Origin of the sequence: Candidatus Nitronauta litoralis (assembly GCA_015698285.1) — a bacterium.
Lineage (GTDB): Bacteria > Nitrospinota > Nitrospinia > Nitrospinales > Nitrospinaceae > Nitronauta > Nitronauta litoralis.
On sequence record CP048685.1, the window covers coordinates 3035509 to 3060909 of the forward strand.

Annotated in this window: 22 protein-coding genes; 13 read left to right on the forward strand and 9 right to left on the reverse strand. The window is 47.6% G+C overall.

From position 1 onward, the window contains the following. The first annotated feature begins 143 nt into the window (after nt 1-143). The 6 genes from G3M70_13835 (at nt 144) to G3M70_13860 (ending at nt 9446) form a co-directional block, all read left to right on the forward strand. Nucleotides 144-1127: an aldo/keto reductase gene (locus tag G3M70_13835; protein QPJ62895.1), complete on the forward strand. Its 984-nt coding sequence runs from the start codon at nt 144-146 to the stop codon at nt 1125-1127. A gap of 8 nt (nt 1128-1135) precedes the next feature. Continuing rightward, nucleotides 1136-1555, forward strand: coding sequence for a pentapeptide repeat-containing protein (locus tag G3M70_13840; protein QPJ62896.1), 420 nt, complete (start codon nt 1136-1138; stop codon nt 1553-1555). Nucleotides 1556-1741: 186 nt separating this feature from the next. Then, a complete protein-coding gene (locus G3M70_13845; protein ID QPJ62897.1) occupies nt 1742-3991 on the forward strand; it encodes an ATP-grasp domain-containing protein in 2250 nt (749 codons plus the stop codon). Nucleotides 3992-4225: 234 nt separating this feature from the next. Further along, nucleotides 4226-5017, forward strand: a complete 792-nt coding sequence (locus G3M70_13850; GenBank protein ID QPJ62898.1) for an aldolase — start codon at nt 4226-4228, stop codon at nt 5015-5017. A gap of 345 nt (nt 5018-5362) precedes the next feature. Then, the gene (locus tag G3M70_13855; GenBank protein ID QPJ62899.1) at nt 5363-6631 is read left to right on the forward strand and encodes a carboxylate--amine ligase; all 1269 of its coding nucleotides are present in this window, start codon (nt 5363-5365) and stop codon (nt 6629-6631) included. Between the two features lie 97 nt (nt 6632-6728). Continuing rightward, nucleotides 6729-9446: a CoA-binding protein gene (locus G3M70_13860; GenBank protein QPJ62900.1), complete on the forward strand. Its 2718-nt coding sequence runs from the start codon at nt 6729-6731 to the stop codon at nt 9444-9446. Nucleotides 9447-9537: 91 nt separating this feature from the next. Here the strand turns inward: G3M70_13860 and amrA are convergent, their stop codons facing one another. Both amrA and G3M70_13870 read right to left on the reverse strand, forming a co-directional pair. After that, nucleotides 9538-10053, reverse strand: coding sequence for an AmmeMemoRadiSam system protein A (amrA, locus tag G3M70_13865; protein QPJ62901.1), 516 nt, complete (start codon nt 10051-10053; stop codon nt 9538-9540). 72 nt (nt 10054-10125) lie between these two features. Next, nucleotides 10126-11148: a polyprenyl synthetase family protein gene (locus G3M70_13870; protein ID QPJ62902.1), complete on the reverse strand. Its 1023-nt coding sequence runs from the start codon at nt 11146-11148 to the stop codon at nt 10126-10128. A 188-nt stretch (nt 11149-11336) separates the two neighbouring features. Here G3M70_13870 and G3M70_13875 point away from each other — a divergent pair, with 188 nt between their 5' ends. From G3M70_13875 to G3M70_13890, 4 genes are read left to right on the forward strand one after another with little or no spacing between them, the layout of a single operon-like run. After that, nucleotides 11337-12233 carry a glycosyltransferase gene (locus G3M70_13875; GenBank protein ID QPJ62903.1) on the forward strand — a complete coding sequence of 299 codons (897 nt, stop codon included), beginning with the start codon at nt 11337-11339 and terminating at the stop codon, nt 12231-12233. Beyond that, the gene (locus G3M70_13880; GenBank protein QPJ62904.1) at nt 12230-13411 is read left to right on the forward strand and encodes a HEAT repeat domain-containing protein; all 1182 of its coding nucleotides are present in this window, start codon (nt 12230-12232) and stop codon (nt 13409-13411) included. Before G3M70_13875 ends, G3M70_13880 begins: the two co-directional genes overlap by 4 nt. A 38-nt stretch (nt 13412-13449) precedes the next feature. Further along, the gene (locus G3M70_13885) at nt 13450-15204 is read left to right on the forward strand and encodes an ABC transporter ATP-binding protein (GenBank protein ID QPJ62905.1); all 1755 of its coding nucleotides are present in this window, start codon (nt 13450-13452) and stop codon (nt 15202-15204) included. After that, complete coding sequence (locus G3M70_13890; protein QPJ62906.1) at nt 15201-17009, forward strand: ABC transporter ATP-binding protein; 1809 nt, start codon at nt 15201-15203, stop codon at nt 17007-17009. The genes G3M70_13885 and G3M70_13890 overlap by 4 nt, the downstream gene beginning before the upstream one ends. 2 nt (nt 17010-17011) lie before the next feature. Here G3M70_13890 and G3M70_13895 read toward each other — a convergent pair whose 3' ends face one another. The 5 genes from G3M70_13895 to cysK form a co-directional block, all read right to left on the reverse strand. Continuing rightward, nucleotides 17012-17338, reverse strand: a complete 327-nt coding sequence (locus G3M70_13895; protein QPJ62907.1) for a (2Fe-2S) ferredoxin domain-containing protein — start codon at nt 17336-17338, stop codon at nt 17012-17014. 30 nt (nt 17339-17368) lie between these two features. Continuing rightward, complete coding sequence (locus G3M70_13900; GenBank protein ID QPJ62908.1) at nt 17369-18406, reverse strand: cysteine synthase family protein; 1038 nt, start codon at nt 18404-18406, stop codon at nt 17369-17371. 104 nt (nt 18407-18510) lie between these two features. Continuing rightward, the gene (locus tag G3M70_13905) at nt 18511-18792 is read right to left on the reverse strand and encodes a MoaD/ThiS family protein (GenBank protein QPJ62909.1); all 282 of its coding nucleotides are present in this window, start codon (nt 18790-18792) and stop codon (nt 18511-18513) included. Between the two features lie 14 nt (nt 18793-18806). Next, nucleotides 18807-20045, reverse strand: a complete 1239-nt coding sequence (locus tag G3M70_13910; protein ID QPJ62910.1) for a threonine synthase — start codon at nt 20043-20045, stop codon at nt 18807-18809. 69 nt (nt 20046-20114) lie between these two features. Then, nucleotides 20115-21056, reverse strand: a complete 942-nt coding sequence (cysK, locus tag G3M70_13915) for a cysteine synthase A (GenBank protein ID QPJ63822.1) — start codon at nt 21054-21056, stop codon at nt 20115-20117. 593 nt (nt 21057-21649) lie between these two features. Here cysK and G3M70_13920 point away from each other — a divergent pair. Genes G3M70_13920 through G3M70_13930 form a run of 3 tightly spaced genes read left to right on the forward strand, consistent with a single transcriptional unit; the run spans nt 21650 to nt 24059 of the window. Next, nucleotides 21650-22135, forward strand: a complete 486-nt coding sequence (locus G3M70_13920) for an ATP-dependent zinc protease (GenBank protein QPJ62911.1) — start codon at nt 21650-21652, stop codon at nt 22133-22135. Nucleotides 22136-22137: 2 nt separating this feature from the next. Beyond that, nucleotides 22138-23043 carry a 30S ribosomal protein S6--L-glutamate ligase gene (gene rimK / locus G3M70_13925; protein ID QPJ62912.1) on the forward strand — a complete coding sequence of 302 codons (906 nt, stop codon included), beginning with the start codon at nt 22138-22140 and terminating at the stop codon, nt 23041-23043. Continuing rightward, nucleotides 23043-24059 (forward strand): succinylglutamate desuccinylase/aspartoacylase family protein, encoded by a 1017-nt coding sequence (locus G3M70_13930; protein QPJ62913.1) that lies wholly within the window; start codon nt 23043-23045, stop codon nt 24057-24059. The genes rimK and G3M70_13930 overlap by 1 nt, the downstream gene beginning before the upstream one ends. A gap of 141 nt (nt 24060-24200) precedes the next feature. On the opposite strand, the gene G3M70_13935 is transcribed toward G3M70_13930, so the two are convergent. Beyond that, nucleotides 24201-24485 carry a hypothetical protein gene (locus G3M70_13935; GenBank protein ID QPJ62914.1) on the reverse strand — a complete coding sequence of 95 codons (285 nt, stop codon included), beginning with the start codon at nt 24483-24485 and terminating at the stop codon, nt 24201-24203. A 517-nt stretch (nt 24486-25002) separates the two neighbouring features. Further along, nucleotides 25003-25287 (reverse strand): hypothetical protein, encoded by a 285-nt coding sequence (locus G3M70_13940; protein QPJ62915.1) that lies wholly within the window; start codon nt 25285-25287, stop codon nt 25003-25005. Nucleotides 25288-25401: the final 114 nt, after the last annotated feature.

Genomic DNA, 25401 nt, shown 5'->3' on the forward strand with positions numbered 1-25401 from the left:
GTTTACCTCAAAAATTGTGGCCAGGAAAACAGGTAAAATGAAATAAAATCAGGGTCCGCAGTTGCAAGTGAAACTCCTTATGGAATAATGAGTTTCACGCGGATTTCCTTGAATTTTGAAGTAAATGTACAGGAGTTGGGCTTTTGAATAGACGCAAGTTTGGAAGCGATGGCCCCGAGGTCGGCGAGGTCGGATTGGGGGCCTGGCAGTTGGGTGGTGACTGGAAAAAGGTTGACGACCCGACTGCTGAATCCATTTTGAAAACTGCCATGGCTGAAGGTGTCAACTTTATCGATACCGCGGATGTTTATGGTCAGGGGTTGAGTGAAGAACGGATTGGAAGGTTTCTAAAGAAACAAAAAGTCTTACCGTTTGTTGCTACCAAGCTGGGGCGCTTTCCTGATCCAGGTGGTGATGCCAACTACACACGTGAAAATTTCAGAAAATTCACCGAAGCCTCGCTTTCAAGACTTGGTATTGAAGCGCTCGATCTCACTCAACTACATTGCCTTCCATTTGAGACTTTGAAAGAAGGCGGAGTGTTTGAGTGGCTGCGTGAGTTAAAGAAGGAAGGTAAAATAAAACGTTTTGGTGCCAGTGTGGAGTCCGTGGAAGAAGCGTTGTTTTGCCTTGAGCAGGAGGGGGTGGAATCGCTTCAAATCATTTTTAATCTATTCAGGCAGAAACCGGTTACGGAATTGTTTGAGCAGGCCCTTGAAAAAAAGGTCGCGATCATTGTCAGGCTCCCACTTGCTTCCGGCGTATTGTCGGGAAAGATGAAAGCGGATCAGAGTTTTGCAGAAGAAGATCACCGCAATTACAATGCGAACGGTGAGTGTTTTAATGTTGGGGAGACCTTCGCCGGAATTCCATTTGAAAAAGCGGTTGAGCTTGCAGATGGCCTGAAAAAAATTGTTCCAGACGGAATGTCTCTTTCCCAGATGGCGCAACGCTATATACTGGACTTCGACGCAGTTTCCGTGATCATCCCTGGTGCCCGCAGACCGGAACAGGTGCAGGAAAACGTTTCGGCCTCAAGAATGCCAAAACTTGGAACACGAATGCACCTGGATCTTCACAAATATTATTTGAGGGAAGTTGCGGATCATATTCGAGGCCCGTATTAGGAGGAAGTGTGCTTGAAAAAGCTCTTGAAGATCATGCTCTGTGGTTTAAGACCAAGGGCCGTGAAGGCAAACGCGCTGTGCTTCGTGGAGTCGATTTATCCTGTGCTGTATTGACCGGGGCTACCCTGGTTGAAGCAGATTTAATCGGTGCCATTTTTGATGAAGCCAATCTTGAGAAGGCTGATTTTCGCGGTGCTTTTCTGAACGAGGCTTCTTTCAAAAATGCACGTATGAAAGGCGCTAACCTGGAAGAGGCCGATCTCAACTGGGGCAGCCTGAATGGGGCCGACCTCACTGATGCCTTGATGGGAGGTACCTATCTTCAGGGCAGTGACCTTCGGGATGTCACTGGACTCACCCGCTCACAGTTGGAAGAAGCCTACACCGACGACCAGACCCGTCTTCCGGAATCCATTTCAGAGTCGTGAACGAGGCCCCCAACGGTGCCAATCTGAATCCTTTTGTGGAGATGCCGCTAAATTAGTATAGAATAAGGCTTTGAAGCTTTTCGCCTGCGCCTCTTGCGCTCAAGGTATTCCCCGGATCCGCCGATAATAGTAGGAACAGGCGTTGTCCTAATCCCGCCGTAAATTTCAATCTCTTGCGGAGAGCCTATGCCCGCCCGGAAAAAACAACATCTCCTGATCATAGGAGGAGGTGTGTTTCAGGTCCCAGCTATCAAGACGGCCCAGGATATGGGGCTCAAGGTGGTGGTCACCGATTACAATCCCGATGCTGAAGGCATGAAGCTGGCCGACTTTCCTATCGTGGTCAGCACCCGCAATATAAATCTGACAGTCAATGCCGCCCGACAGTTTCACAGGTCGATACCGATTGATGGCGCTATGACAGTAGGTACCGATGCATCGCTCACCGTAGCGGCAGTAGCCAACGCGCTCAATCTGCCAGGCATTCCGACCGAGGTGGCCGAACGTTCCACCGACAAAATCAAGATGCGGCGTTGTCTCAAAAGTGCAGGTGTTCCCGTTCCGGGGTTCACAGCTGTGACGACCCTGGATGAAGCGCGCCGGATTGTCGATGCCACAACACTGCCGCTGGTCATCAAGCCTTGCGACAACATGGGAGCACGTGGCGTAAAAAAAATAAATCAGCCCGACGATTTGCCCTCAGCTTTTCAGGAAGCTAAAGAATCATCCATCAGCGGCAATCTCATTCTAGAAGAATATATGGAAGGGCCGGAGTTCAGTCTGGATGCCATCATCTACGATGGGGAGATTACGATCACCGGTGTTGCAGACCGGCACATCACGCGTGAGCCCTGGTTCGTGGAAGAAGGGCACACCATGCCCTCCAACGCACCCCGCAATATTCTGGACGAAGTGGAGCAGACGTTTCTTGCAGCGATCCGGGCTCTGGGAATTAATCATGGTGCTGCCAAAGGCGATATCAAAATGACAGCCGAAGGGGCCAAAATAGTCGAAGTGGCATCCCGACTCAGTGGTGGCTGGATGTCGGCTCACACGTACCCGCTTTCCAGCGGAGTCAACCTGATACGTGCTGGTATTGAAGTGGCGCTGGGGCAGGCTCCTTCTGACCTGAAACCAAAACATGAAATGGTGGCGGTGGAGCGATCCATCATTCCACCGGCGGGGAAAATTTTATCAATACGCGGTGTGGACGAGGCCATGAAAATTCGCGGTGTGCGCGAGATCATCCTCATGAAAGAACCGGGAGATTCCGTCGGCGACCTGCGCAGCAACATGGGAAAAACCGGGTATGTCATCACGACGGCGAAAACCCGCGAAGAAGCCATACGCATTAACGAACTGGCTCGACAGACTCTGAAAGTTGAAACGGGCAACGAGCAAACCATCACCTGGGACATCATTCGTAACAACGCACGCAGAAAATTTTATGTCGCCTGTAAAGCCTGCGTTGTGTGCGATGGCGTGGAGTGTTCGGGCAAGGTGCCCGGCATTGGTGGCATCGGAACGGGAGGATCCTTTCACGAAAACCTGAAAGCACTGGCCCGGTACAAACTCAACTTACGCACCATCCACAATGTACGTAACCCGGATATATCCGTCGAGCTTTTTGGACAGAAACTTGCCTCCCCGGTGCTGGCCGCACCGATCACCGGAATGGAAACCAATCTGGGTGGTGGCATGAGCGAAGAGGAATACGCCGCTGCCGTGCTCGACGGTTGCCTGAGTTGCGGCACGCTCGGAATGGTAGGTGACGGTGCGAGTCCAACAAAATACCGTATTGGCCTGGAAGCAATCAAGAAACGTGGTGGACTCGGTATCCCTGTTTTCAAACCACGTGCGTCCAACCTCGACATCCTGCACCGCTTTCATGCGGCGACTGAAGCCGGAGCGATTGCTGTGGGTATCGACATCGATGCGGCTTCTTTTAAAACCATGTCGCTCAAAGGGCAGAGTGTTGGTCCTAAAAGTATCGAAGATTTGCAGGATTTAAAAAAGCATTTAAAGGTTCCTTTCATTCTTAAAGGGATCATGAACCCCGAGTCGGCATTGGCTGCAATGGAAGCGGGAGCTGATGCGATTGTGGTGTCGAACCACGGCGGCCGGGTGATGGATTACATGCCTGGCACCGCAGAAGTGCTGCCCGAGATTGCGGCGGCGGTGAACGGTCGCATAAAAGTTCTGGTGGATGGCGGCATTCGCGATGGATCGGATATTTTAAAAGTGCTGGCACTGGGAGCCGATGCTGTGCTGATCGGTCGACCCATCTGCATTGCTGCGTTCGGGGCAGGGCAGGAGGGTGTGTCGTTTTACCTGGAAGAAAAAGAAAATGAATTGAAGAAAGCGATGATCCTGACCGGTTGCCCGAGTGTCGATCGCATCGACCCTTCTGTGATTGTCCGGGAACGAAAAGGGTAAGTATTATTTAAAAAAGCAAATGCGAGATGCTTCGACAAGCTCAGCATGACATTGCAATACTTCCTGCTATTCTGAGGACCAAAGGGACGAAGAATCGTAGGTCGTCATCGCGAGCGACTGAAAGGAGCGTGGCGATCCAGAATTCTGGATTACTTCGTCGCTAGCGCTCCTCGCAATGACGGTTAGATTGAACACTTTTTTCAAGGATTGGCCAATATACCAGGAAATTAGTTTATGAAAACACGAAGAGCACAAATTCAGGTTTTGCCATCCGCCAAAGACGACCCGGTATTGGAATTGTTGTCGCGTCTGGTAGAAGATCACGGCGCGTCCGCGTTGAAACTGTCAACCGAAGATGCAGCGATGGGTTTCGACCAGGTCGGTTTCTGGGTGCGGCGCTGCAAAGGGTTGATGCCGGTGGTCGTGAAAATTGGCGGACCCAACGCACGCAACGATATTCGGGAACTGGTGTGCCGGGGAGTGGATGGGTTGATTGCGCCGATGGTGGAATCGCCCTACGGCCTGCAGAATTTTATTGAAGCCCTTGGAGAAATGTTGACTCCGCTGGAGTTCAATATTCTTGGAAAACATATCAATATAGAAACCATCACCGCTGCGAAACAGTTAGATGCCATTCTGGACAGTCCCTGGGCGGGGCAACTGGATGAGATCACCATCGGATGCAGTGACTTATCAAGTTCGATGGGATGCAAGGTGACCGATCCAGAAGTGATAGAGCTTGTGACCTTATGTACCGATAAGATCAAAAGCAAAGGCATTCCGGTTTCAATCGGCGGTGGAATCACGCCTGTAAATATCGATGAGAGACTTAAAGTGCTCGCACCATCTCATTTCAACACGCGCGTGGTGACGTTTGCCAATGATTCAGCAGTGTCTTTTGGTGAAGCAGTAAAACTTGCCCTTGAGTTTGAAATCGAGATGCTTTCCCTCGACCACGCCGAAGGTTTTATCAGCGCAGAGGAGAAGCAGTCCCGTGTTTGTGAATTAAAAATACGCATTGGGTAACAAAGAAATTTTATGGTTCCAAACCACCCCCAAAAACCCTCAAAAATAAACTGTTTTCAAGCCTTTCCCTCCTGTTGACAAAATCCCCAATTTCAATAAAATGGGCGTTTCTTTCCCTACCCGCATGTCCAGGGAAGACCTTTCAGGGCAACTCCAAAACCTGTTTTTCGCTGTCTTTATCCCTTGCAAATCAAGGGCTTGTGAGATGTGCGCCGAAACCGGGTGTTTTTGAGTGTCTCTGAGAAAATCATAAATCGCTTAGGAAGATTGGGGGTTCCCCAGGTGGATATAATTTTAGTCCACCTGCAGAGGAATCTCATTTATTTGGAATAACAGGAGAAAGCAATGCAAATCACCGGTATGCAATGGGGCCACAAGTTGCTGGACTTGGTGGAATTTCCCAGGTCAGATGTACGCGGCGCGGAAATCAGCGTCGATGAAATTAAGGAAATGATCGCCAAGCACAAGATGGTGTTCGTGAAGCCTGTGTTTAAAGGCGGCGTGGGTAAAAAAGGCAAGTCCGGCCTGATCGGTCGCGTGGACAACATCCACGATGCTCTCAAGGAAAAAGAGCGTCTGTATTTTGCTGAGCATCGCGATGGCAACGCGGTTTTTAAATCGGATGGTGTGACCTTCGAAGGTGGTGTTCCCGCCGATCATGAAATCTACTTTTCTATTACCGATAACACAGAATCCCGCACACCGGCGATGACTATCACTCATCATGGTGGTGTTGATATTGAAGAGCTGTCGGCGGACAAACTTGCGGTGGTTCCATTTGATCCGCTTACCGGTTTGAAAGCATTCCATGTTTCCAATGCTCTGTCTGATCTTGGAGCACCACAGGAGATCATCAGTCCCCTGGTACAGAACCTGCCCAAGCTGTGGGACCTCTACAACAACTATGGCATGTTGATGCTGGAGTTGAACCCGATCCGAATGAGCACGGCTGGCAAACGCCTTGTGCCTGTTGCCTGTGACTTCAAATGCTCGTTTGATCAGGACGATCCTGCATGGAAGCGTTTGCACCTGCCATCTCACTTGTTCGCGTCCGACGATTCAGATTTCGAACAGGAAATCAATCAGCTCCGAACCTATCAGGGACAGAGTGATGTTTACGTCATCAATGACGAAGGGAACATCACCGCGTTTACCTTTGGTGGTGGTGCCAACGCGATGGTCACCGAGCTTCTTGGTGAAGACGCAACCATCTCCTCCGATTTTGGCGGAAATCCTCCCTACGAAAAGATGAATGACATTGCGAGGATCACGCTAAAGTTCTGGCTTGAACAGAGTAATGTTCTGTTCATCATTGGGGGTAAGGCAAACAACACGGATATCTTTGAAACCTTCCGCGCGATGGCCGATGGCATCAAGTCGCACTTCCAGGTTCACGGCCCGGTACCCATTTTCGTTGTCGTTGGACGTGGTGGACCCAACCTGGTTCGCGGAATGGCGTACCTTCGCGATACCCTCGATCAATTGGGCCTGCCTTACCGCTTCTTTGGTCACGACAGCGCCATGTCTGAAGTTATCAACTACGTGCGTGACGTGAATAAATGGATGGCCAACGGCGGTAAGGAAGAAATCAAAAAGAAACTTGGAATCAAGTAGCAGGAAAACGAAACTGTGCGATTCCTTTTAATAGATTGCAAAAAATCGAACCCGGGATTCAATATTGCTTCCGAATCCCAAGCGGAGGAAAAAACCAATGCATCCAAATGGTGTTGAGGGTTTCCCATATTACGTAGGGATCAACTCTCTTTCTGAACTTGCAACCAAAGACGACCGTGTTGTCGTTCTCAATATTTTAGGAAAAGAAAGTTCCGGTGTAACCCCGGTCAGCCACGAGTATTCCGGTGGCAACATTGTATTCGGAACGGGGCCTGGTAAATCCGGAAAATCACTGCCGACCAAGAATGGCAAAATTCCCGTTTACAACTCAATTGAAGAAGGCATGGCAGCCGGTCACAAATTCAATACGGTTGTCGTTTACTTGCCACCTTCCGGGGTGAAAGACGGTGTGGCTGAAGCGGTTCGCGCCAACCCTGACCTGAAAAAAGTCATCGTTCTGACAGAAAAAGTTTCAGTTAAAGATTCTCGCATTATGCGTGCGATCTGCCAGACCAATGGGGTTGACCTGTTCGGTGGAAACTGCCTGGGTCTCGCAGACTCCTGGAACCACGTGCGCCTGGGTGGTGCTTTGGGGGGTAACGCTCCTGAAGAGTCTCTCATCAAGGGTTCGGTTGCGTTGTTTTCCAACTCAGGTAATTTCACGACCACCATCGCCGTGTACCTCGCAACTGCAGGCTGGGGCACCACAACTTCCGTTTCCAGCGGAAAAGATGTCTACATTCATTATGGCCCGAAGGAGTTCATCCACGGTTTCAACAATGATGATCGCTCCAAAGCGGCGGTTGTTTACGCTGAGCCTGGTGGGATGTACGAAAAAGGTCTGGAATCCGACAAACCGATCGTTGCCTGTGTGGTGGGTCGCTGGAAAGCAAAATTGACCAAGGCTTGCGGGCATGCAGGATCACTTGCCGGATCCGGTGATGACGCTATGGCCAAGGAAAAATGGTTCATGGATTACTTTGGAGTGGATGATATTTACACTCCAGAGAAGCCGGTGTTTTCCAAGAAAGGTGCGCTGGTCACGAATATTGCCCATATCCCGGATGCCCTCACCAAGGTGATGGAGCTGAACGGAGAGAAGCCTGACTTTGAACCAAAAGGGAATCTCGATCTCAAATGCTGGTTTGCGAGTAACAATGGAATCAATGTTCCATCGGAGCTCAACATTCAGCCAGTACCGGCCATCGAACCTTATTCCGAGCAGATCGAATCGTTGAAAAAAACGGTTGGAGCACAGACCCGCCGGGAAACGTTGAAGGATGCCAGCGGTGCTTCCAAGATGGACCCGAAAACCCAGGTCTCGCAACTGCATGGAACCTCTATCCTTGATGCTTCCGGTCATTCCCTGGAATCCAATCTGGTGTTTGCGCTGACACGGCAATATCCGTCAGACTTTGGTGAATCTCTGGTGAATCTGGCGTTAAATGCATTTGTGAATCAGCATGGTTCACCGGCGTTGGCAGCTGCAGAAGCTTCTCGTGAAGCGGGGAATTCTCCGAACACGGCGCTCTCTGCAGCGGTTGCCCTGATTGGTAAGAAAACTGTTCAGGGTTCGATGGATGCTGCGACGGTTCTTCTGGACCTGTTCAAATTAACAGACATGGATAATCCGGAAAGTAAGTACGATTACAGCGCTCAGCTTGCGGAAGCGGATGCTCACAAGGATGTTCTTCTGGAGTCAGGGGATGAGGGTTGTGGAGCGAAGATGTTGGCTGCAGCCAAAGCCCTCAAAGGCGATTCGGTTTTTATCGGCCTGCTGGATGAACTGGCTTCTAAAAATGGAGGGAATCCGTCAACGGACGCTTGTGTCGCTGCGGTCTGGTTGACGGTTGCCTGGCCAAGTCTGCGTTCTAAGAAAATTTCCCGCCACACCGTCACAACACTGCCGTGGTTCAGCCGAATTTACAGCACACTCGTCGGCTGTGCCGCACCTGCAGAACGGCATGGTGAAGGAACTTTCTGTGGTGTGAAACTTGAGGAGTTGATCCCGAATTACAGCTTCACTAAAACGGCGTTTATGGCGCTTTTGGGACGCGAACCTTCGAGCGATGAATTGTTTGAGTTTCAGGTTCTGTTGGGGCTCATCATCACTAACGGACCAGGGACCATTTCCGCCCAGGGCTCCAAAGGTGCGGTTAGTGCCGATGGTCCGGAACAGCCTGAACGTGTTCAGATCAACAAAGGCTTCATCGGATTCATGACGCATACCGGGTTCGCCCATGGGGGTAACGGTTACGAAGCCGCTGCTTTTCTGATTGAAAAATTTCGGGACACCGGGCTTAAAGATCCTGCTGATCCGAACCACGGTGTAGACCTTGCGGCGATTGCCAATGAATTCGCGAGTGGTTACTCAGCTTATAAGAAAAAGCAGAAAGAGCTGGGCAATCTCGACTACGGCAAGATTCCGTGTGTCAACCATCCTGTTTTTAAGGGCAAGGATGTCAACATCGACCCGCGTGAAGATTACGTTCGCAGCCTTTTCAAGGAGAAGGGAATCAGCAACGTTTTCCTCGACTTCTATCATGAACTGGTACAAAGCCTGTTCAAGAACAAGGTCAGCAAAAACGTTTACTGCGTGAACATCGATGCGGTAATCGCGGTGATCCTCTTGAAAACGGTCTGGAAAGAATATCAGGCAGGCAAGGTAAACGAGGAAGACATCGAGTTAGCCAGCTTCACTGCTTTTCTCTTTGGCCGTATGATCGGTTGTGCAGCGGAGATTGATGATCACGCCAACCGTGGTAAGAACATGGATACGCGTACTCCAGCGAGCAAATGCGCTTATGTAGGATAAATGCAGAAGAGTTTTTAAAGTGGCGTCGCCTTAACGGGCGGCGCCATTTTTTTTGACTGAAGCAGGGCAATTTCAAATATCAGGCGTGATTTCAAATATGCTGCTCTACCCGAAACCGCGAGTAAGCTACATTTTCGTTGTTTTTGATACCACCCTTTGAACGACAGATCTTTTCCTGTTGGTCCACTGTTTCAATACCCTCGATTCCCGGCAAGAGAACACCCTGCTTTTTACCGCTCCGCACAATCAAGCCATCTACCTTTGGATCCAGGTTTGAAATATCGTCTACGGGTTCAGGTGGTGTGACCACTTCAATGCGGATGGTCAGTCCATCGATCTCACTGTGGCTTACCGGATCGTAGCGTGGATCCTTTGTGGCAGCCAGTATCGCGTTTCGTACCACTTCCTCAGCAAGTGATTGGGTCTGTGGTTTGAGGGAACCAATACAACCCCGTAAACTTCCATCCTGGTACAAGGTAACAAACGCTCCGGTCGGTTTACTGAAACTGGATTGGATATTTTCGGGGGGAACAAGTTTCTTACCGGAATCCAGGTGGTGTTGTATGGCGTTTCGGGCTAACTGAACAAGTGGGTGGGAAGAGGGCATTTAATGCCTCGCGGGTGAACTTTAAAGATATAAAGAATTGGGTGGCTTGTGTGATTTGAAACTAAAACCGGACTAATATGAACGGCCTGATGGAATTAAATGGGTTCCCGTTGGCTGGAAACGATCCACGATATGATTGGCTGTGGATTGGAGAGCGGGTTTGAAGTCCGGGTTGGGGAACTCCAGGTTTTGAAGCTTTTCTTTGGCCCGCTTCATATGGTCACGAGCAATATCGAGCGTATAGTCGATCGCTTTCACTTCCCGCATTCGCTCCAGAATATACTCAAATTCTTTTTGGGTCAGGCATTCATTCTGGATGAACCCTTCAATTTCCCTTTTTTGTGAAGAATCTGAATGCTGATGGAGATAAAGAAGAGGGAGCGTGACATGTCCTTCGTTAAAATCTGTGCCTGGGGATTTACCCAGTTGCTCAGGGGTGCCATCGTAATCCATTGCATCGTCGACAAGCTGGAAGGCGATACCAAAGTCCTTGCCGAATTCATACAAGGAGGTAACGATTTCAGGATCCGCTCCTCCGAGTTGTGCGCCCAACTGACAGGCCAGGGCCATAACGGAAGCTGTTTTTCGATAGGCTACATCCAGACAATGTTCCTGAGTGACATTGATATCCCGTGCATGGGTGAATTCGAGAAGGCCACCTTCAACCAGCGTTTTGGCACCTTCTGCAAAGCAACGGAACACAGTTTCGTCGACATCGTTGGATAAAAGAAGCAGGGCTCGTGCAATTAAAAAATCGCCAACAAGAATACTGGCGTCACTTCCCCATTTAGTGTTAACCGTAGGTCTCCCGCGGCGGACGGTTGTTTCGTCTACAACATCATCATGCAGAAGAGAGGCGGCATGAACGTACTCTACGGCGGTAGCATGACGGATAACTTTGTCATTAACTTCAATGCCGGAAAGTCGCGTGCAGATCATAAGTAACAGGGGACGAACACGTTTGCCGCCACCATTCATGATGTAGTCGCCAATTCCTGGAACCAGTGGGATGTCGGAAAAGTAGTTGTCCCTGAGACACTTTTCTACTCCTGCCAGATCGTCTTTGAATACTGCGCTGACTTCTTTAAAGTCCATCAATTATTCCTATGGGAACGATTTATTTCAGGAGCCGAAATCGGGAGTTAGGCCTCATGGAAAATTTGAGCTAAAAACGTTCGCGAAATCTTAACTATTATGGGAAAATCGCTAGATTGTCAAGGGTTTTGTCCAGTATACAGGATTCCGACCCTTTAGGACAGAATACGCCAAAAAAAGCAGGTTGAATGCCAGATACCTACATTAACACCCCGCGGGTTTCAGTCGTTATTCCTACATATAATAGAGTTGAATTCCTTGAGAAGGCCGTTGAATCGGTTCTTCTGCAAACCTGGTCTAACTGGGAGTTGATTGTTGTTGATGATGGGTCAACGGATGATACAGCAGATACCATGCAAGGGATTCCCCAGGTTAATTTCCTTAGATTTGAAGAAAATAAAGGGGTTTCGTATGCCAGAAACCGCGGAATAGAAATAGCTGGTGGAGAATTTATCTGTTTTCTGGATTCTGATGATCAATGGCTCCCTGAGAAACTGACCCGACAAGTTCAATGGATGGAAAAGAATCCAGAATGTTCCGCCTGCTATACGGATGAGATCTGGATTCGGAATGGGGTCCGGGTCAACCCTATGAAAAAACACCGCAAGTATTCAGGCCAGGTGTTCCGGAACTGCCTCCCTTTATGTATTATAAGTCCCTCGTCTATTATGATGCGACGGGAACTTTTTAACGACATAGGCGTATTTGATGAATCACTTCCTGCTTGTGAAGATTATGATTTGTGGTTACGTTTGACTCTCCGGAATCCCGTCCATTTCATAGATGAAAAGTTAATCGTTAAAACCGGGGGCCACAGCGATCAGTTGTCTCGAAAATACTGGGGAATGGACCGCTTTCGGGTTTATGCCATGGAAAAGGTTATGAAGAACCCTGGGATTTCACCGGAGCAAAAAATGTGGGTTCTTGAGATGTTGATAGAAAAATGTCGAATACTCAGTTACGGGTATAATAACAATAATAAACCTGCAGATGCTTCGCTGTTTTTCGAAAAAGCTGAAAATTACGCCGCAGAATTAACCACGATTCCCGGAAAATCCGAAGAGGGGTTCCAGAAAAAAATATGAAGCATAAAAATATTTTATTTCCAATTCTATTGGCCGTTGTTCTGGTTTTCTCGATTAACCCGGTTTTGCAGGCTGAACCAACAGTCGGGGCTTCCCTGAAAAAATTACGTTCTCACTGTCTCGAAGTTTTAAAAAATGCGTTAGCTAGCGATGAAGCGTTTATTCGTAGTGGAGCAGTGCGGGCAGCAGGGGAATCTGGTGACCCCAAAGTGCTTCCTGTTTTATTGAAGGGGACTCATGACTTTTTTCCCACAACCAGACAATTTGCACTTCAGGGGCTCCGCAAAGTTTCGGAACAAGAAGCGGTTCGAAATGCTCTCAATCTATTAAACGATTCCAACGTTTGGGTACAAGCCACCGCTTTAGAGATCATCGGGGAACTTGGCAACCAGAGTATGAGGCCCAAGGTTCAGCCCCTATTGGAAGCGCCCGATCCTATGGTTCGGCTGGGCAGTTCCTATGCTCTTTATTCTCTTGGAGACGCCTCGCAACTTGATGTGTTGCTCAAGGCCGCGGATGGTGGGGATGCGGTACAGCGCTATCAGGCGATTACCTATCTCGGTAAAATCAATATTCCCATTACGCGCTCTCACCTGGTTAAATTGCTGGAGGAAGATCAGGATGATGAGATCAAAATTTACTGCCTTAAAGCCCTGGATGACCATGCGGAAATTGAACAACTTCTGGTTCTCGAAAAGTTATTGAAGCACACAAATCCCCGGATTCGAAAACAGGCCGTGATGGTGATGGGGCACTTGCCTGCCCAGGCAGCACTAAGCAGGGTGGCACCTCTTTGCGTGGATAAGGATCCAATGGTACAGGTGGTATCTGCCATGGCAGCATCCAGATTAAAGTCCCCAAAATGTGATGAGGTGTTCAAGATGGCGGTGCAGCATGGGGATTATGGAGTTCGGAGTGTTGCGGCAAGAATTTTAGGAGACCTCAAAAGGCCGGACAGCGCCAAACTTCTGGTGTATGGCCTGAATGATTCAAACTCCAGAGTCAGGACTGCGGCAGTACGCGCGGTTGGGAAAATTGGAAGCCCAAAATTGTTACCCCTTTTATTGCAGATGCTTGATGATTCTGCAGTTGTGATCCGTGCCTATGCAGCAGGCTATCTGCTCAAGATGCTGCGCCCTGATACAAAACCTTCTCTTCCCCATAGTTCCCCAAACTAGAGATGGCATCTGGTTCCTAATTTGTCCCGGTTTTTTTAATGATCCCTTCGCGATTAAAACCTTTCCTGCCTTTTCTTGCCAGGTATAAAAAAGAAGTCACCATCGGAATTCTTTCCCTGGTAATCACTGATGTGTTAACCATGGTTATTCCATGGTGGATTAAAAAATTTATCGACTCATTGGCGGAGAATCCATCTTCTGATGATTTATCTGTCTATGCTGGAGGGTTGGTACTCACGGCTTTCCTTCTTGGAATAGGGCGTTACGGTTGGAGGCAATACCTGTTTGGTCCTTCAAGGCGGATGGAAGTGGATATTCAAAACAAATTGTTTTCCCATTTCCTGACTTTGGATCGGACCTATTTCCAATCACAAAAAATTGGTGATCTGATTTCCCGGGCTACCAATGATTTGCGTGCTGTAAAAGATTTTCTTGGGCTTGGCCTCCTGGTCCTTATTGATGCGGTGGTGGTCATTGTTGCCAGCATTACCTTGATGGTGTCTTTGAATCCTGAATTGACCCTGTATTGCCTGTTACCCCTTCCGGTAGTTTCAATCTTATTTTTTGGATTTATAAAAAACATAAGTCTTCGGCACACGGCTATTCAGGAAAACCTGTCCCGTATAACCGACCGCGTCCAGGAAAACCTGGCTGGGATTAGGGTCCTGCACGCGTTTGTTCGGGAGGCTTACGAAAAATCCCGATTCGAAGATCTTAATCGTGAACATATTCGGCGCAACATGTCGTTGGCCAAACTTTTTGGCGTATTCACGCCTTCCTTGAGTCTCACGATCGGTGTGTCCGCACTGATATCGTTATGGATTGGAGCGAAGGCGGTCGTTGTTGGAGAGTTTTCTCTTGGATCCTTCGTTGCGTTTAACGGGTACCTGATGCTTCTGTCCTGGCCTATGATGGCCATTGGTTACATCGTTAACCTCTCGCAAAAAGGGCTGACCGCTATGGGCCGACTCCAGGAAATTTTTAATGCAAGTCCAACGCTGAAGCCGGTAAGCGGTCCGGGTAAACTGCCTCAGCTGAAAGGTGCTGTTGAGTTTCAGAATGTGACATTTCGTTATCCGGGCTCAACTCAACCAGGTCTTGCTAACTTTTCTTTCAAGTTGTCGGCAGGTCAAAGTATGGCGGTCATAGGACCCGTCGGTGCAGGAAAATCCACATTGCTAAACCTGATACTCCGTCATTTTGATATTGAGGAGGGAACGATACTCATTGATCAAGTCCCGATTCAGGATATTAACCCTGAGGTATTGAGGCAGGGGATTGGTGTGGTGGAGCAGGAGTCGTTTCTTTTTTCCCTTTCTGTTCGTGACAATATTGCGTTTGGATATCCTGATGCAAGCGATGAGGAAATCAACGATATAGTGGATTGTGTGAATCTTAACGATGACATCAAAAGTTGGCCGGAAGGGCTTAATACCATTGTCGGAGACCGTGGGGTCTCTCTTTCCGGTGGGCAAAAACAGCGGATTGCTCTGGCGCGCGCCCTTATAAAAAAACCTCGTTTGCTTTTGCTGGACGATGCGTTTTCCAGTCTGGATGTGGAAACAGAGAGGATCGTTTTTACCAATATTCGGGAGCGTCTGAAAGGGGTGACACCAATCCTGGTCACTCACAGACTGGCTCTTGGACGAAATTTAGACCGGATTATTGTAGTTGAAAACGGAACACTTGCAGCGCAGGGAACGCACTCGGAGCTGATGGCTGCCCCGGGATATTATAAGAATGTTTTTGGAAGTCAGGCTTTGGCGCAGGAAATGGAAATCATTCTCCAATGAACCAATTTTCTGATGAAAACCTGGATGATGTTTATTACGACTGGGGATTATTCCGTCGTATCCTCAGTTATCTAAAGCCTTATCGCGGACTGGTCATTCTTTCGATATTTTTATTGTTTGTGGTTTCCTTGTTGAACCTTGCCGGACCCTACCTCACTAAAATTGTAATTGATGATTATATTCAAGTGTCCAATCTTGAGGGACTGGATCAGATCGCCTTGCTTTATGCTGCGGTGTTAATTGGAGCTTTCATATGTCAGTTTTTTCAATATATCCTGATGCAGAGCATAGGGCAAAAGGTGATGTTCGATATCAGGACTCAGGTATTCGCGCATTTGCATCGAATGTCCTTCAGGTTTTTTGACCGCAATCCCATTGGCAAACTGGTGACTCGCACTGTAAATGATGTCGAAGTGTTGAATGAAATGCTCACTTCAGGATTAATTCTGGTGTTCAGCGATCTGTTTACTCTCGCTGGAATATTCATAATGCTTGCCTGGCTGGACTGGCGTTTGATGCTGGTGGTATGCGCGGTGTTTCCTTTTCTTGCCTGGGCAACTCATGCTTACCGTGTTCGTGCACGCGATGCTTTAAGAAAAAACCGGGCGCACCAGACAACGCTCAATTCACATCTTGAAGAAACCCTTTCGGGTATGTCGACCATCCAGATGTTTAATCAGGAAATGAAAAGGGAAACTGAATTCAAGGGGACGAATAAAAAAAAACTGAAGGAAGACCTGAGGTCTCTTTTTTACAATTCAGTTTATCTTCCTTCGATTGATGTATTCAGCGCGGCTGGAATAGGGCTGGTTATCTGGTACGGTGGTGGGCGGTTTGTCCAGAATGAAATTCAGTTGGGTGTTCTGGTGGCGTTTTTGCAATACATTCAGAAGTTTTTTGAACCGATTCGTGATCTCGCAGAAAAATTTAACATCATTCAAACTGCCATGGCTTCTTCTGAAAGAGTATTCGAACTTCTGGATACACCGGAAGGTTTACCCAACAATAAAAATGCAAAGCAACTGGATCGATTTAAGGGCAAGATTGAGTTTGATGGAGTAGATTTCGCCTACAATGATAAGGATTGGGTGTTGAAGGATGTTTCTTTTTCGCTGGAAGAGGGGGAAAGCCTGGCGGTGGTTGGAGCAACTGGGTCGGGGAAATCTACATTGATTAATCTTCTGTGTCGTTTTTATGATGTGCAAAAGGGAGAGATTCGGATAGACGGACTTCCGGTTCGGGAAATGAATAAACAGGATCTCCGCAGGCAAATATCACTTGTGCAGCAAGACGTGTTTCTTTTTTCAGGCAATGTGACAGACAATATACGTCTTGGCAACCCGGACCTCAGCCAGGATCAGGTTCATGCCGTTGCGCAGGCGGTTAACTCACATCATTTTATCGATGATCTTCCCATGAAATACGACGAGGAAATTAATGAGAGAGGAAGTAGGCTTTCCCAGGGGCAGCGACAACTGTTGTCTTTCGCCCGTGCCCTGGCAGCGGATCCTCGTATTCTGGTTCTGGACGAAGCAACTTCCAGTGTGGATACGGAGACGGAACAATTGCTTCAATCCGCTTTGCGAAGCCTGATAAAAGGAAGGACCTCGATCATTATTGCCCACCGGTTATCGACTCTAAAGGATGTAGACAAGGTACTCGTGCTTAAAAAAGGCAGGATTGTGGAGTTTGGCACCCGGCAGGATTTGATAAAAAAAAGAGGGGTTTACTATCGTCTGCTCAAGCTGAACGCAGAATCCTTTTCCGGTGTTTCCGGGAAGACAAGGAACAAACCCTTATTATGATGTTATTTTTTAGTGGGAAATTTGCTGACCAATCGTTCCACAATTCTTCCGTTCTGTACATGTTCCAGAAAAATCTCTTCCATATCTTCTTCGGTCGTTGGAGTGTACCAGACCTCTTCAGGGTAAATGACCATGGCCGGGCCCTGGGCACACGCATCGAGACAACCAGCTTTGTTCACTCGGATCCGGCCTTTTAAACCAGCGTCATGCACCCGTTTTTTCAGATAGTCAAGAAGTTGCGCTGAACCGCGGGAAATGCAACAACCGCGAGGGTCATCACCCTTGCGCTCGTTAACGCAAATGAACAGGTGTCTTTCGAATCGGCTCATGGTTTTTTTAGGGGAAATATAAAGCCGGAATCAAGAGCTTTCCGGCTTGGGCAGGGTGGTTTGCTCGTGTGATTCGTAATATTCCTTGAATTTTCCGAAATTCACGTAGCAGGTGTCACAGCTGTCCGGGAAGACAGTTACGATGACACCTTTCTTGATTTGTTTGGCCAATTCGAGAGCGCCAACCATAGCGGCGGCACTAGAATGCCCCACCAGGATGCCTTCTTCTTTTTCGAGGGTTTCTACCATGTCATAGGAGATTTCTGTGCTGACGCTGATTTTTCCATCGAGTATTGATTCGTCGTAAATGCCCGGCACGATTGATGAGGCCATGTGCTTCAGGCCTTCAAGTCCGTGCAATTCTTCAGCGGGTTCGAGGGCGTAGCATTTAATATCAGGGTTTAGTTCACGCAATCCACGTGTGTTTCCCATAATGGTGCCACCGGTTCCAATTCCGGCACAGAAGTGCGTGACGCGTCCTTCCGTTTGCTTCCAAATTTCACGTGATGTGTGCAGGAAATGGGCCCGCCAATTGGAATCATTATTATACTGGTCGGGCATATAGTATTTGTCGGGGTCGGACTCGTAAATTTCTCTTGCCAGTATGATAGCGCCGTCGGAACCTTCAAAAGGACTCGACGTTACGATTTCGGCTCCATAATAGTCAGCCATCAACCCCTTACGCTCTTTACAGACATTCCCCGGCATGACCAGTTTAACTTTATACCCTTTTATTTTGCCAATGAGTGCGTATGCAATCCCTGTATTGCCTGAGGTCGAATCGAGAATGATTTTGTCCTTGGTAAGCTCACCTGATTTCTCGGCATCCTCAATCATTTGCAAAGCCGGCCGTGATTTGACCGATCCGCCAGAGTTCTTCCATTCCGCCTTGGCGTAAATTTCGATACCCGGCATGTCTTTGGTCAGTTTATTGATCTTAATGAGCGGCGTGTTCCCGATTTGCTCCAGGATCGACTGGTTCGTGATCAAGGGGCAGGCAGGAACATTGATCTCCTGAGCACCGGATATTGTATCGGGTTTAATATTTTCGACTTTTGACTTGGACATATTCATTAGATTGCTATTAAACCTGATGGTTCCATGAAAAGTTAAAAAAAGCCGGTTTTCAGATTAAAATAACCAAAAATACAGCGTTTTTGGGCTGAAAAACCTTACCAGGCACCCCCGGCAATCGCCGGAATGATCGATACTTCATCCCCATCCTTGATCGCAGTTTTTTCACCTTCAAGAAAGCGGATGTCTTCTTCGTTCACGTAAATATTGATGAAGCGGCGCGGAGAACCGTTTTCTTCACAAATACGTTCCTTGATGCCACCAAACTGGGACTCCAGATGGTTGAACATTTCTTCTATGGTAGTCCCTTCAGCTTCCACCTCTGCCTGGTTGTTGGTCAATTTCATAAGAGGGGTCGGGATTCGTACTTTTACTGACATTTCAATTTTCTCCTTCAAACCGCCACTTGGCTGGAATAATGTTCTTCGAAATCTTTAATATTGGGTTGAATGACTGAAGGCATTTCATACTGACCATCCAGCGCTTCAATTGTTTTCAATCCATTGCCGGTAACACAGATCACAGTGGTTTCATCCGGTTTGATCCGGCCCTGCTCGATCAGTTTTTTGGTGACACCAACGGTAACGCCTCCAGCCGTTTCAGTGAAGATGCCTTCCGTTTCGGCCAGCAACCTCATGCCTTCGACCACTTCCTGGTCGGTGATGTCTTCTCCCCAACCGCCGCTCACCTGGGTCGTCTTAATACCATAGTAACCGTCTGCCGGGTTGCCAATGGCAATGGATTTGGCGATGGTGTTGGGTTTCACCGGTGTAATCATTTCTGATCCGTTTTTGATCGCGGTTGTGACTGGCGAACATCCTGTCGCCTGCGCTGCAAATATTTTACTGGTGACCTTGTCGATCAGTCCAAGATCCTTGAACTCGTTGAAGGCGCGCCAGATTTTCGTGATGAGGGAACTACCGGCAACAGGAACGACCACGTTGTCTGGTGTTCTCCAACCCAACTGCTCCGCGATTTCGTATCCGTAGGATTTGGAACCGTCTCCATAATAAGGACGGATGTTGATGTTCACGAACGCCCAGTTATGGGTCGCGGCAATTTCACTGCAAAGTCGATTAACATCATCATAACTGCCGTTGATTGCGATCAGTTTGGTGCCGTACACCAGTGTGCCGATAATTTTTCCGGTTTCAAGACCATCGGGAATGAAGATGCAGCTCTTGAGTCCAGCTTCTGCAGCCTGGGCGGAAACCGAATTGGCCAGGTTGCCGGTGGAAGCACAGGAGACGGTATCAAAACCCATTTCCAAAGCTTTCGTAATGGCAATGGCGACCACCCGGTCTTTAAAGGAAAAGGTCGGGTGATTTACAGAGTCGTTTTTGACATAGATTTCTTTCACACCCAGCGCCCTGGCCAGGTTGTCTGCTTTGACCAGTGGGGTATATCCCGTGTGGTGGCCAACCTGAGGATCGCCATCAATAGGCAGAAGAGGGCGGTAGCGCCACATGGAAGGCGGACCATCCTGAATCGATTTTCTGCTGATGACTTTCTGGATGCCTTCGTAGTCATAGTCGACTTCTAGCGGTCCAAAACAGTATTCACAAACATGAATCGGGAGCTTTTCGTATCCCTTACTGCATTCCTTGCAACGTAACCCTTTTACAAAACTCATTAAAATAGCCTCAAACGAAAAGGAACCTCGCAGGCTTGATTACCTGCAACTATTTTCCCAGAGGGTCCTTTAAAAATATTGATAAAAACTGAAGTACCGTTCTCCAGTGTCTGGCAGTATGACCACCACATTTTTTCCAGAACCTAATTCCTCTGCAACTTTATAAGCTGCGGCCATGGCCGCGCCGGAACTAATGCCAACCAGCAGACCTTCCTGCGTGGCCAGGTTCTTTGTAAATTCGAAAGCGTCTTCGTCCGAAATGGGATGAAGGTCGTCCAGCACATCCAGGTTCAATACCTTGGGCTTGAAACCTGCGCCGATTCCCTGGATTTTATGCGGACCCGGTGGATTACCGGATAAAACAGCCGATGTCAGCGGCTCGACACCAACCACCCGGGTGTCTCCATAATGTTCCTTTAATACTTCACCCGTCCCCGTGATGGTGCCACCGGTACCGATACCGGCAACAAAGGCATCCACTTTGTCACCTTCCATCGCCGAGATAATTTCGGGTCCCGTGGTCTGGCGGTGAACTTCCGGGTTGGCCGGATTGTTGAACTGTTGCGGCATGAACCAGTCAGGGTTTTCAGCCAGCAGTTCTTCCGCACGTTCAATCGTGCCCTGCATACCAAACTCGGCTCGGCTCAATTCGCATTTTGCACCGAAGGATTCCAGAATGGTGCGGCGTTCTTCGCTCATGTTTTCTGACATGACGAGAACGACATTGTACCCACGCACGGCACCCACCAACGCAAGCCCGATTCCTGTGTTGCCACTAGTGGGTTCGATGATCGTGGCGCCAGGCTTTAATTCGCCCGTACGTTCAGCCTCTTCTATCATCGCCAGGGCAATGCGGTCCTTCACACTGCCGCCTGGGTTTCGTGATTCCACCTTGGCGTAAATGTTGGCACCGTTTTCCGGCACAAGTGTTCCCAGTTTGACCAGAGGAGTATCTCCAATCAATTCAAGAGCGGTGTCTGCTTTTTCTTTAGATTTTTCCAAAACCAAAATTCAAAAAGGGGTTGATGTCAGAATAAAAACAAAGCTGGAATTATACGTCAACTGGCCGGGATTTTAAACCACCCGGACAGGGGGGTAAAACGGGCGAATTCCCGTTAACCTGTTTCAACATAAGGGATTATAGCAGGCTCGAGGCCCCAAAAACAGCAGGAAATTGATTGAAAATGGGTAGTTTGAAGAAGCCAGGCAATAAAAGGCCAACCATGGGTTGCTTGTTTTGCCTTTTTCCGGGAACCAGGGAAGGTTCTTTCTTATGTTTATTGAATGACGTTGGAAGATTATTTGCCTGTATGATTGATATGAGGAAGCTGAGTTGAAAATATAAAAACTGGAAAAGGGGATGGTGGGGTTTGAATAGTTAATGTGAGGAGTTTGCCATTTTTTTACCTGAAACCTGCTTTCAAAAAGGGGGATTAGGCCCCGTTGTTCGTCCGTCAACCGGGTTTACTGCCAAAAAGAGGAACTTCAGTTTGGCGATTGATGAAACGCCGGGAATATTGTCCCGTTTGGTTTCTTGATCGACCTCCAAAAAGCATTTGCAAGTTGAATCTGAGAATAATAATTCTGAAGCTTTTCGTGATCTTATGAAAAAGAAAAAAAATAAGCTTGATGAAATTGGCTGGCGGGAGTGGGTTTCCTTCCCTGAATTAAAAATTAAAACCATAAAAGCAAAAATTGATACAGGAGCGAGAACCTCAGCCCTTCATGTTTCCAATATTAAAATAAGAAAAAAAACCAATACGGTCTCATTCACCATTCATCCGGTTCAGAGACAACGTTTACCCGTCCAAAATACAAAAGGAAAATTGGTGGGTGAACGCGCAATAAAAAGTTCAAATGGCGAAACAACGATTAGACCAGTGGTTAAAACAAAACTAAAAATTGGAAAGAGACTTTATTTTATCGAATTAACCCTGGTTAACAGAGATCTTATGGGTTTCCGCTTGCTTTTAGGTAGAAGTGCCTTGAAAAAGCGTTTTCTTGTAAATCCGGGACAATCCTTTTTGCTTGATAAGAAATTTAAACAAAAGGAAGCAAAAACAAAAACGGCAAAAACAAAAAGAGGTTAAAAATGAATATAGGAATCTTATCGAGAGGGCCAAAACTTTATTCAACCAAGAGACTGGTCGAGGCTTCCAAGAAAAGAGGGCATGAGGTTGAAGTGGTCGATTATCTCAAGTGCTATGTAAATATCACCTCCCACAAACCATCGGTTCATTATAAAGACCGGGTATTGAATCAATTTGATGCAGTGGTGCCCCGTATTGGTGCTTCTAAAACTTTTTATGGAACGGCCATATTAAGACAATTTGAAATGATGGGAGTGTATCCCCTGAATGAATCGGTAGCTATCTCGCGTTCCAGGGACAAATTACGGTCTTTACAGATCCTTGCCAAAAAAGGGGTTGGTTTGCCAGTGACGGGGTTTGCGCATTCAACCGAGCATACAGAAGATATTATTAAAATGGTGGGGGGTGCGCCATTAGTCGTCAAACTGCTGGAAGGCACACAAGGAAAGGGAGTGGTATTGGCTGAAACGGGTAAGGCTGCCGAAAGCGTCATTGGGGCTTTCATGGAATTGGATGCTCATATTTTAGTACAGGAGTTTATAAAGGAAGCCGGTGGTGCGGATATCCGATGTTTTGTCATTGATGACAAGGTGGTGGCCTCAATGATCAGGCAAGGGAAAGAAGGGGAATTTCGCTCAAACCTGCATCGCGGTGGAAGCGCAAAAGTCATTAAGATCACGCCTGAAGAAAGAAGCACCGCAGTGCGGTCGGCAAAAGCCATGGGATTGAATCTGGCGGGTGTAGATTTATTACGCTCTAATCATGGCCCGGTCGTAATGGAAGTCAACTCATCCCCAGGACTTGAAGGGATCGAAGGGGCTACAGGAATTGATGTCGCCGATAAAATTATTCAGTTTATGGAAAAAGATGCAAAACACGGGAAAACCAGAACCGCTGGAATTGGATAATGGCTCCCAAATTTAAAATAGGCGGAAATTTAATAAAAAAAGGAGAGCGCAAAAAGATCCAACTTGCTGTTTCTCATCTTTATGACGGGACCGATCTGTCGATTCCGGTAGAAGTTATCCGTGGGGTTGAGGATGGGCCTGTTTTGTTTATTTCAGCTGCCATTCATGGGGATGAGATAAACGGAACAGAAATAATCAGTCGGATTTTGAAAAACAGGACACTGAAAAAACTGAAAGGAACTTTAATTACCGTTCCTGTTGTAAATGTATTTGGGTTTAACATGCTATCCAGATATTTGCCTGACCGGCGGGATTTAAACCGATCATTCCCCGGTTCAAAAAATGGGTCGCTTGCTTCCAGATTGGCAAATATATTCATGAATGAAATTGTTAAGAAATCAACTCATGGAATCGATTTACATACCGGAGCGGTTCATAGAACCAATCTTCCGCAAATCAGAGCATGGATGAGCAATGCTGAAACCAGGCGATTGGCTTTTGATTTTGGGGTCCCGGTAATTTTGAATTCCAATATTCGCGATGGTTCTTTGAGAGAAGCTGCTCGAAGAAAAAAAATACCCATGTTGCTTTTTGAAGGGGGAGAAGCGCTGAGATTTAATGAAAAAGTCATTGAAATTGGTGTGAACGGCTGCCTGTCTGTAATGCGATCAATAGGGATGCTTCCCAAGAAAAAACACCGGGAAAGAAAAGAAGTCTTTGTTTCATGGGGAAGCCAGTGGCTCCGTGCTCCTGTCAGTGGACTTGTGCATACCTTAAAGAATCTTGGGACACGAATTAAAGAGGGTGATTCGCTTGGTGTAATCACAGATCAATTTGGAAAGCCCAGAGGAGAAATCATTTCTCCGATTGAAGGAATTATAATTGGCCAGTTAAAATTGCCTTTAGTGAATGGCGGCGACGCTCTTTATCATATTGCGGGTTTTCACAATACCAAGAAAGTGCATAAAACAATTGAACAGATAGAGCAGGATATTTTTCAGTGCTTTTATGATTAACCGATTTTTAAGGTCCCGTCTTTTTCCCTTCGTTCGCTACGCTCACTTCGGATAAAGGACGTTGATAGTGTCAAGAAAGTTTCGCACTTTGAATTTTGGAAAGTCCTCGATCAGGTCTGCGGTTGTTGGACCTGTGAGCCTTTAGGCCCTTTGGGGCCTGTTCGGAACCTTCAGGACTACCTCACCCGCCTGGGTCTGAAGCTTCCTGTCATAATGACCCGCACGGGTGTCTTTCCGACTCTCCGACCTCTCATACTTGCCAGCGCCGCACAAACGGTCCGCTTCCGCATCCAGCAAACCGTTCAGCGTTTCCTCAACTGTCGAACGCACGATCCCGGTCACATGGCTCTGGATTTTACCCTCGTCTATCGATACAATGTTCTTCACAACTGATGACGCTACGTCTTTCCTAGACTTCGCTTTCATATTAAGTCCTCCTGTTTTTAGGTCCGGTTCTCGTTTCTCGCAAAACGAAGTATACAGACCTAACGGAGGACTTTCCTTGTTCCAGCCAACACGACCAGATTAAATGTGCGAAACTTGTCGTACGTTATCAATTGAAGGGATACAGAGAAGGCTATTCTTACAGATTTTATGCAGGATTGGATTCTGAAATATCCAGGGCTAATATCGGCAATATATAGTCAAATAAAGATTTGACACCTTTATTGGCCAGTTAAAATTGCCTTTAGTGAATGGCGGCGACGCTCTTTATCATATTGCGGGTTTTCACAATACCAAGAAAGTGCATAAAACAATTGAACAGATAGAGCAGGATATTTTTCAGTGCTTTTATGATTAACCGATTTTTAAGGTCCCGTCTTTTTCCCTTCGTTCGCTACGCTCACTTCGGATAAAGGACGTTGATAGTGTCAAGAAAGTTTCGCACTTTGAATTTTGGAAAGTCCTCGATCAGGTCTGCGGTTGTTGGACCTGTGAGCCTTTAGGCCCTTTGGGGCCTGTTCGGAACCTTCAGGACTACCTCACCCGCCTGGGTCTGAAGCTTCCTGTCATAATGACCCGCACGGGTGTCTTTCCAACTCTCTGACCTCTCATACTTGCAAACGCCGCACAAACGGTCCGCTTCCGCATCCAGCAGGCCGTTCAGCGTCTCTTCAACCGTCGAACGCACGATCCCGTTCACATGGCTCTGGGTTTTTCCTTCATCTATCGATACAAAATTCCTCACAACTGATGACGCTGCGTATTCCTTAGACTTCGCTTCCATATTAAGTCCTCCTGTTTTTAGGTCCGGTTCTCGTTTCTCGCAAAACGAAGTATACAGACCCAACGGAGGACTTTCCTTTTTCAAGCCAATACGACCAATTCAAATGTGCGAAAG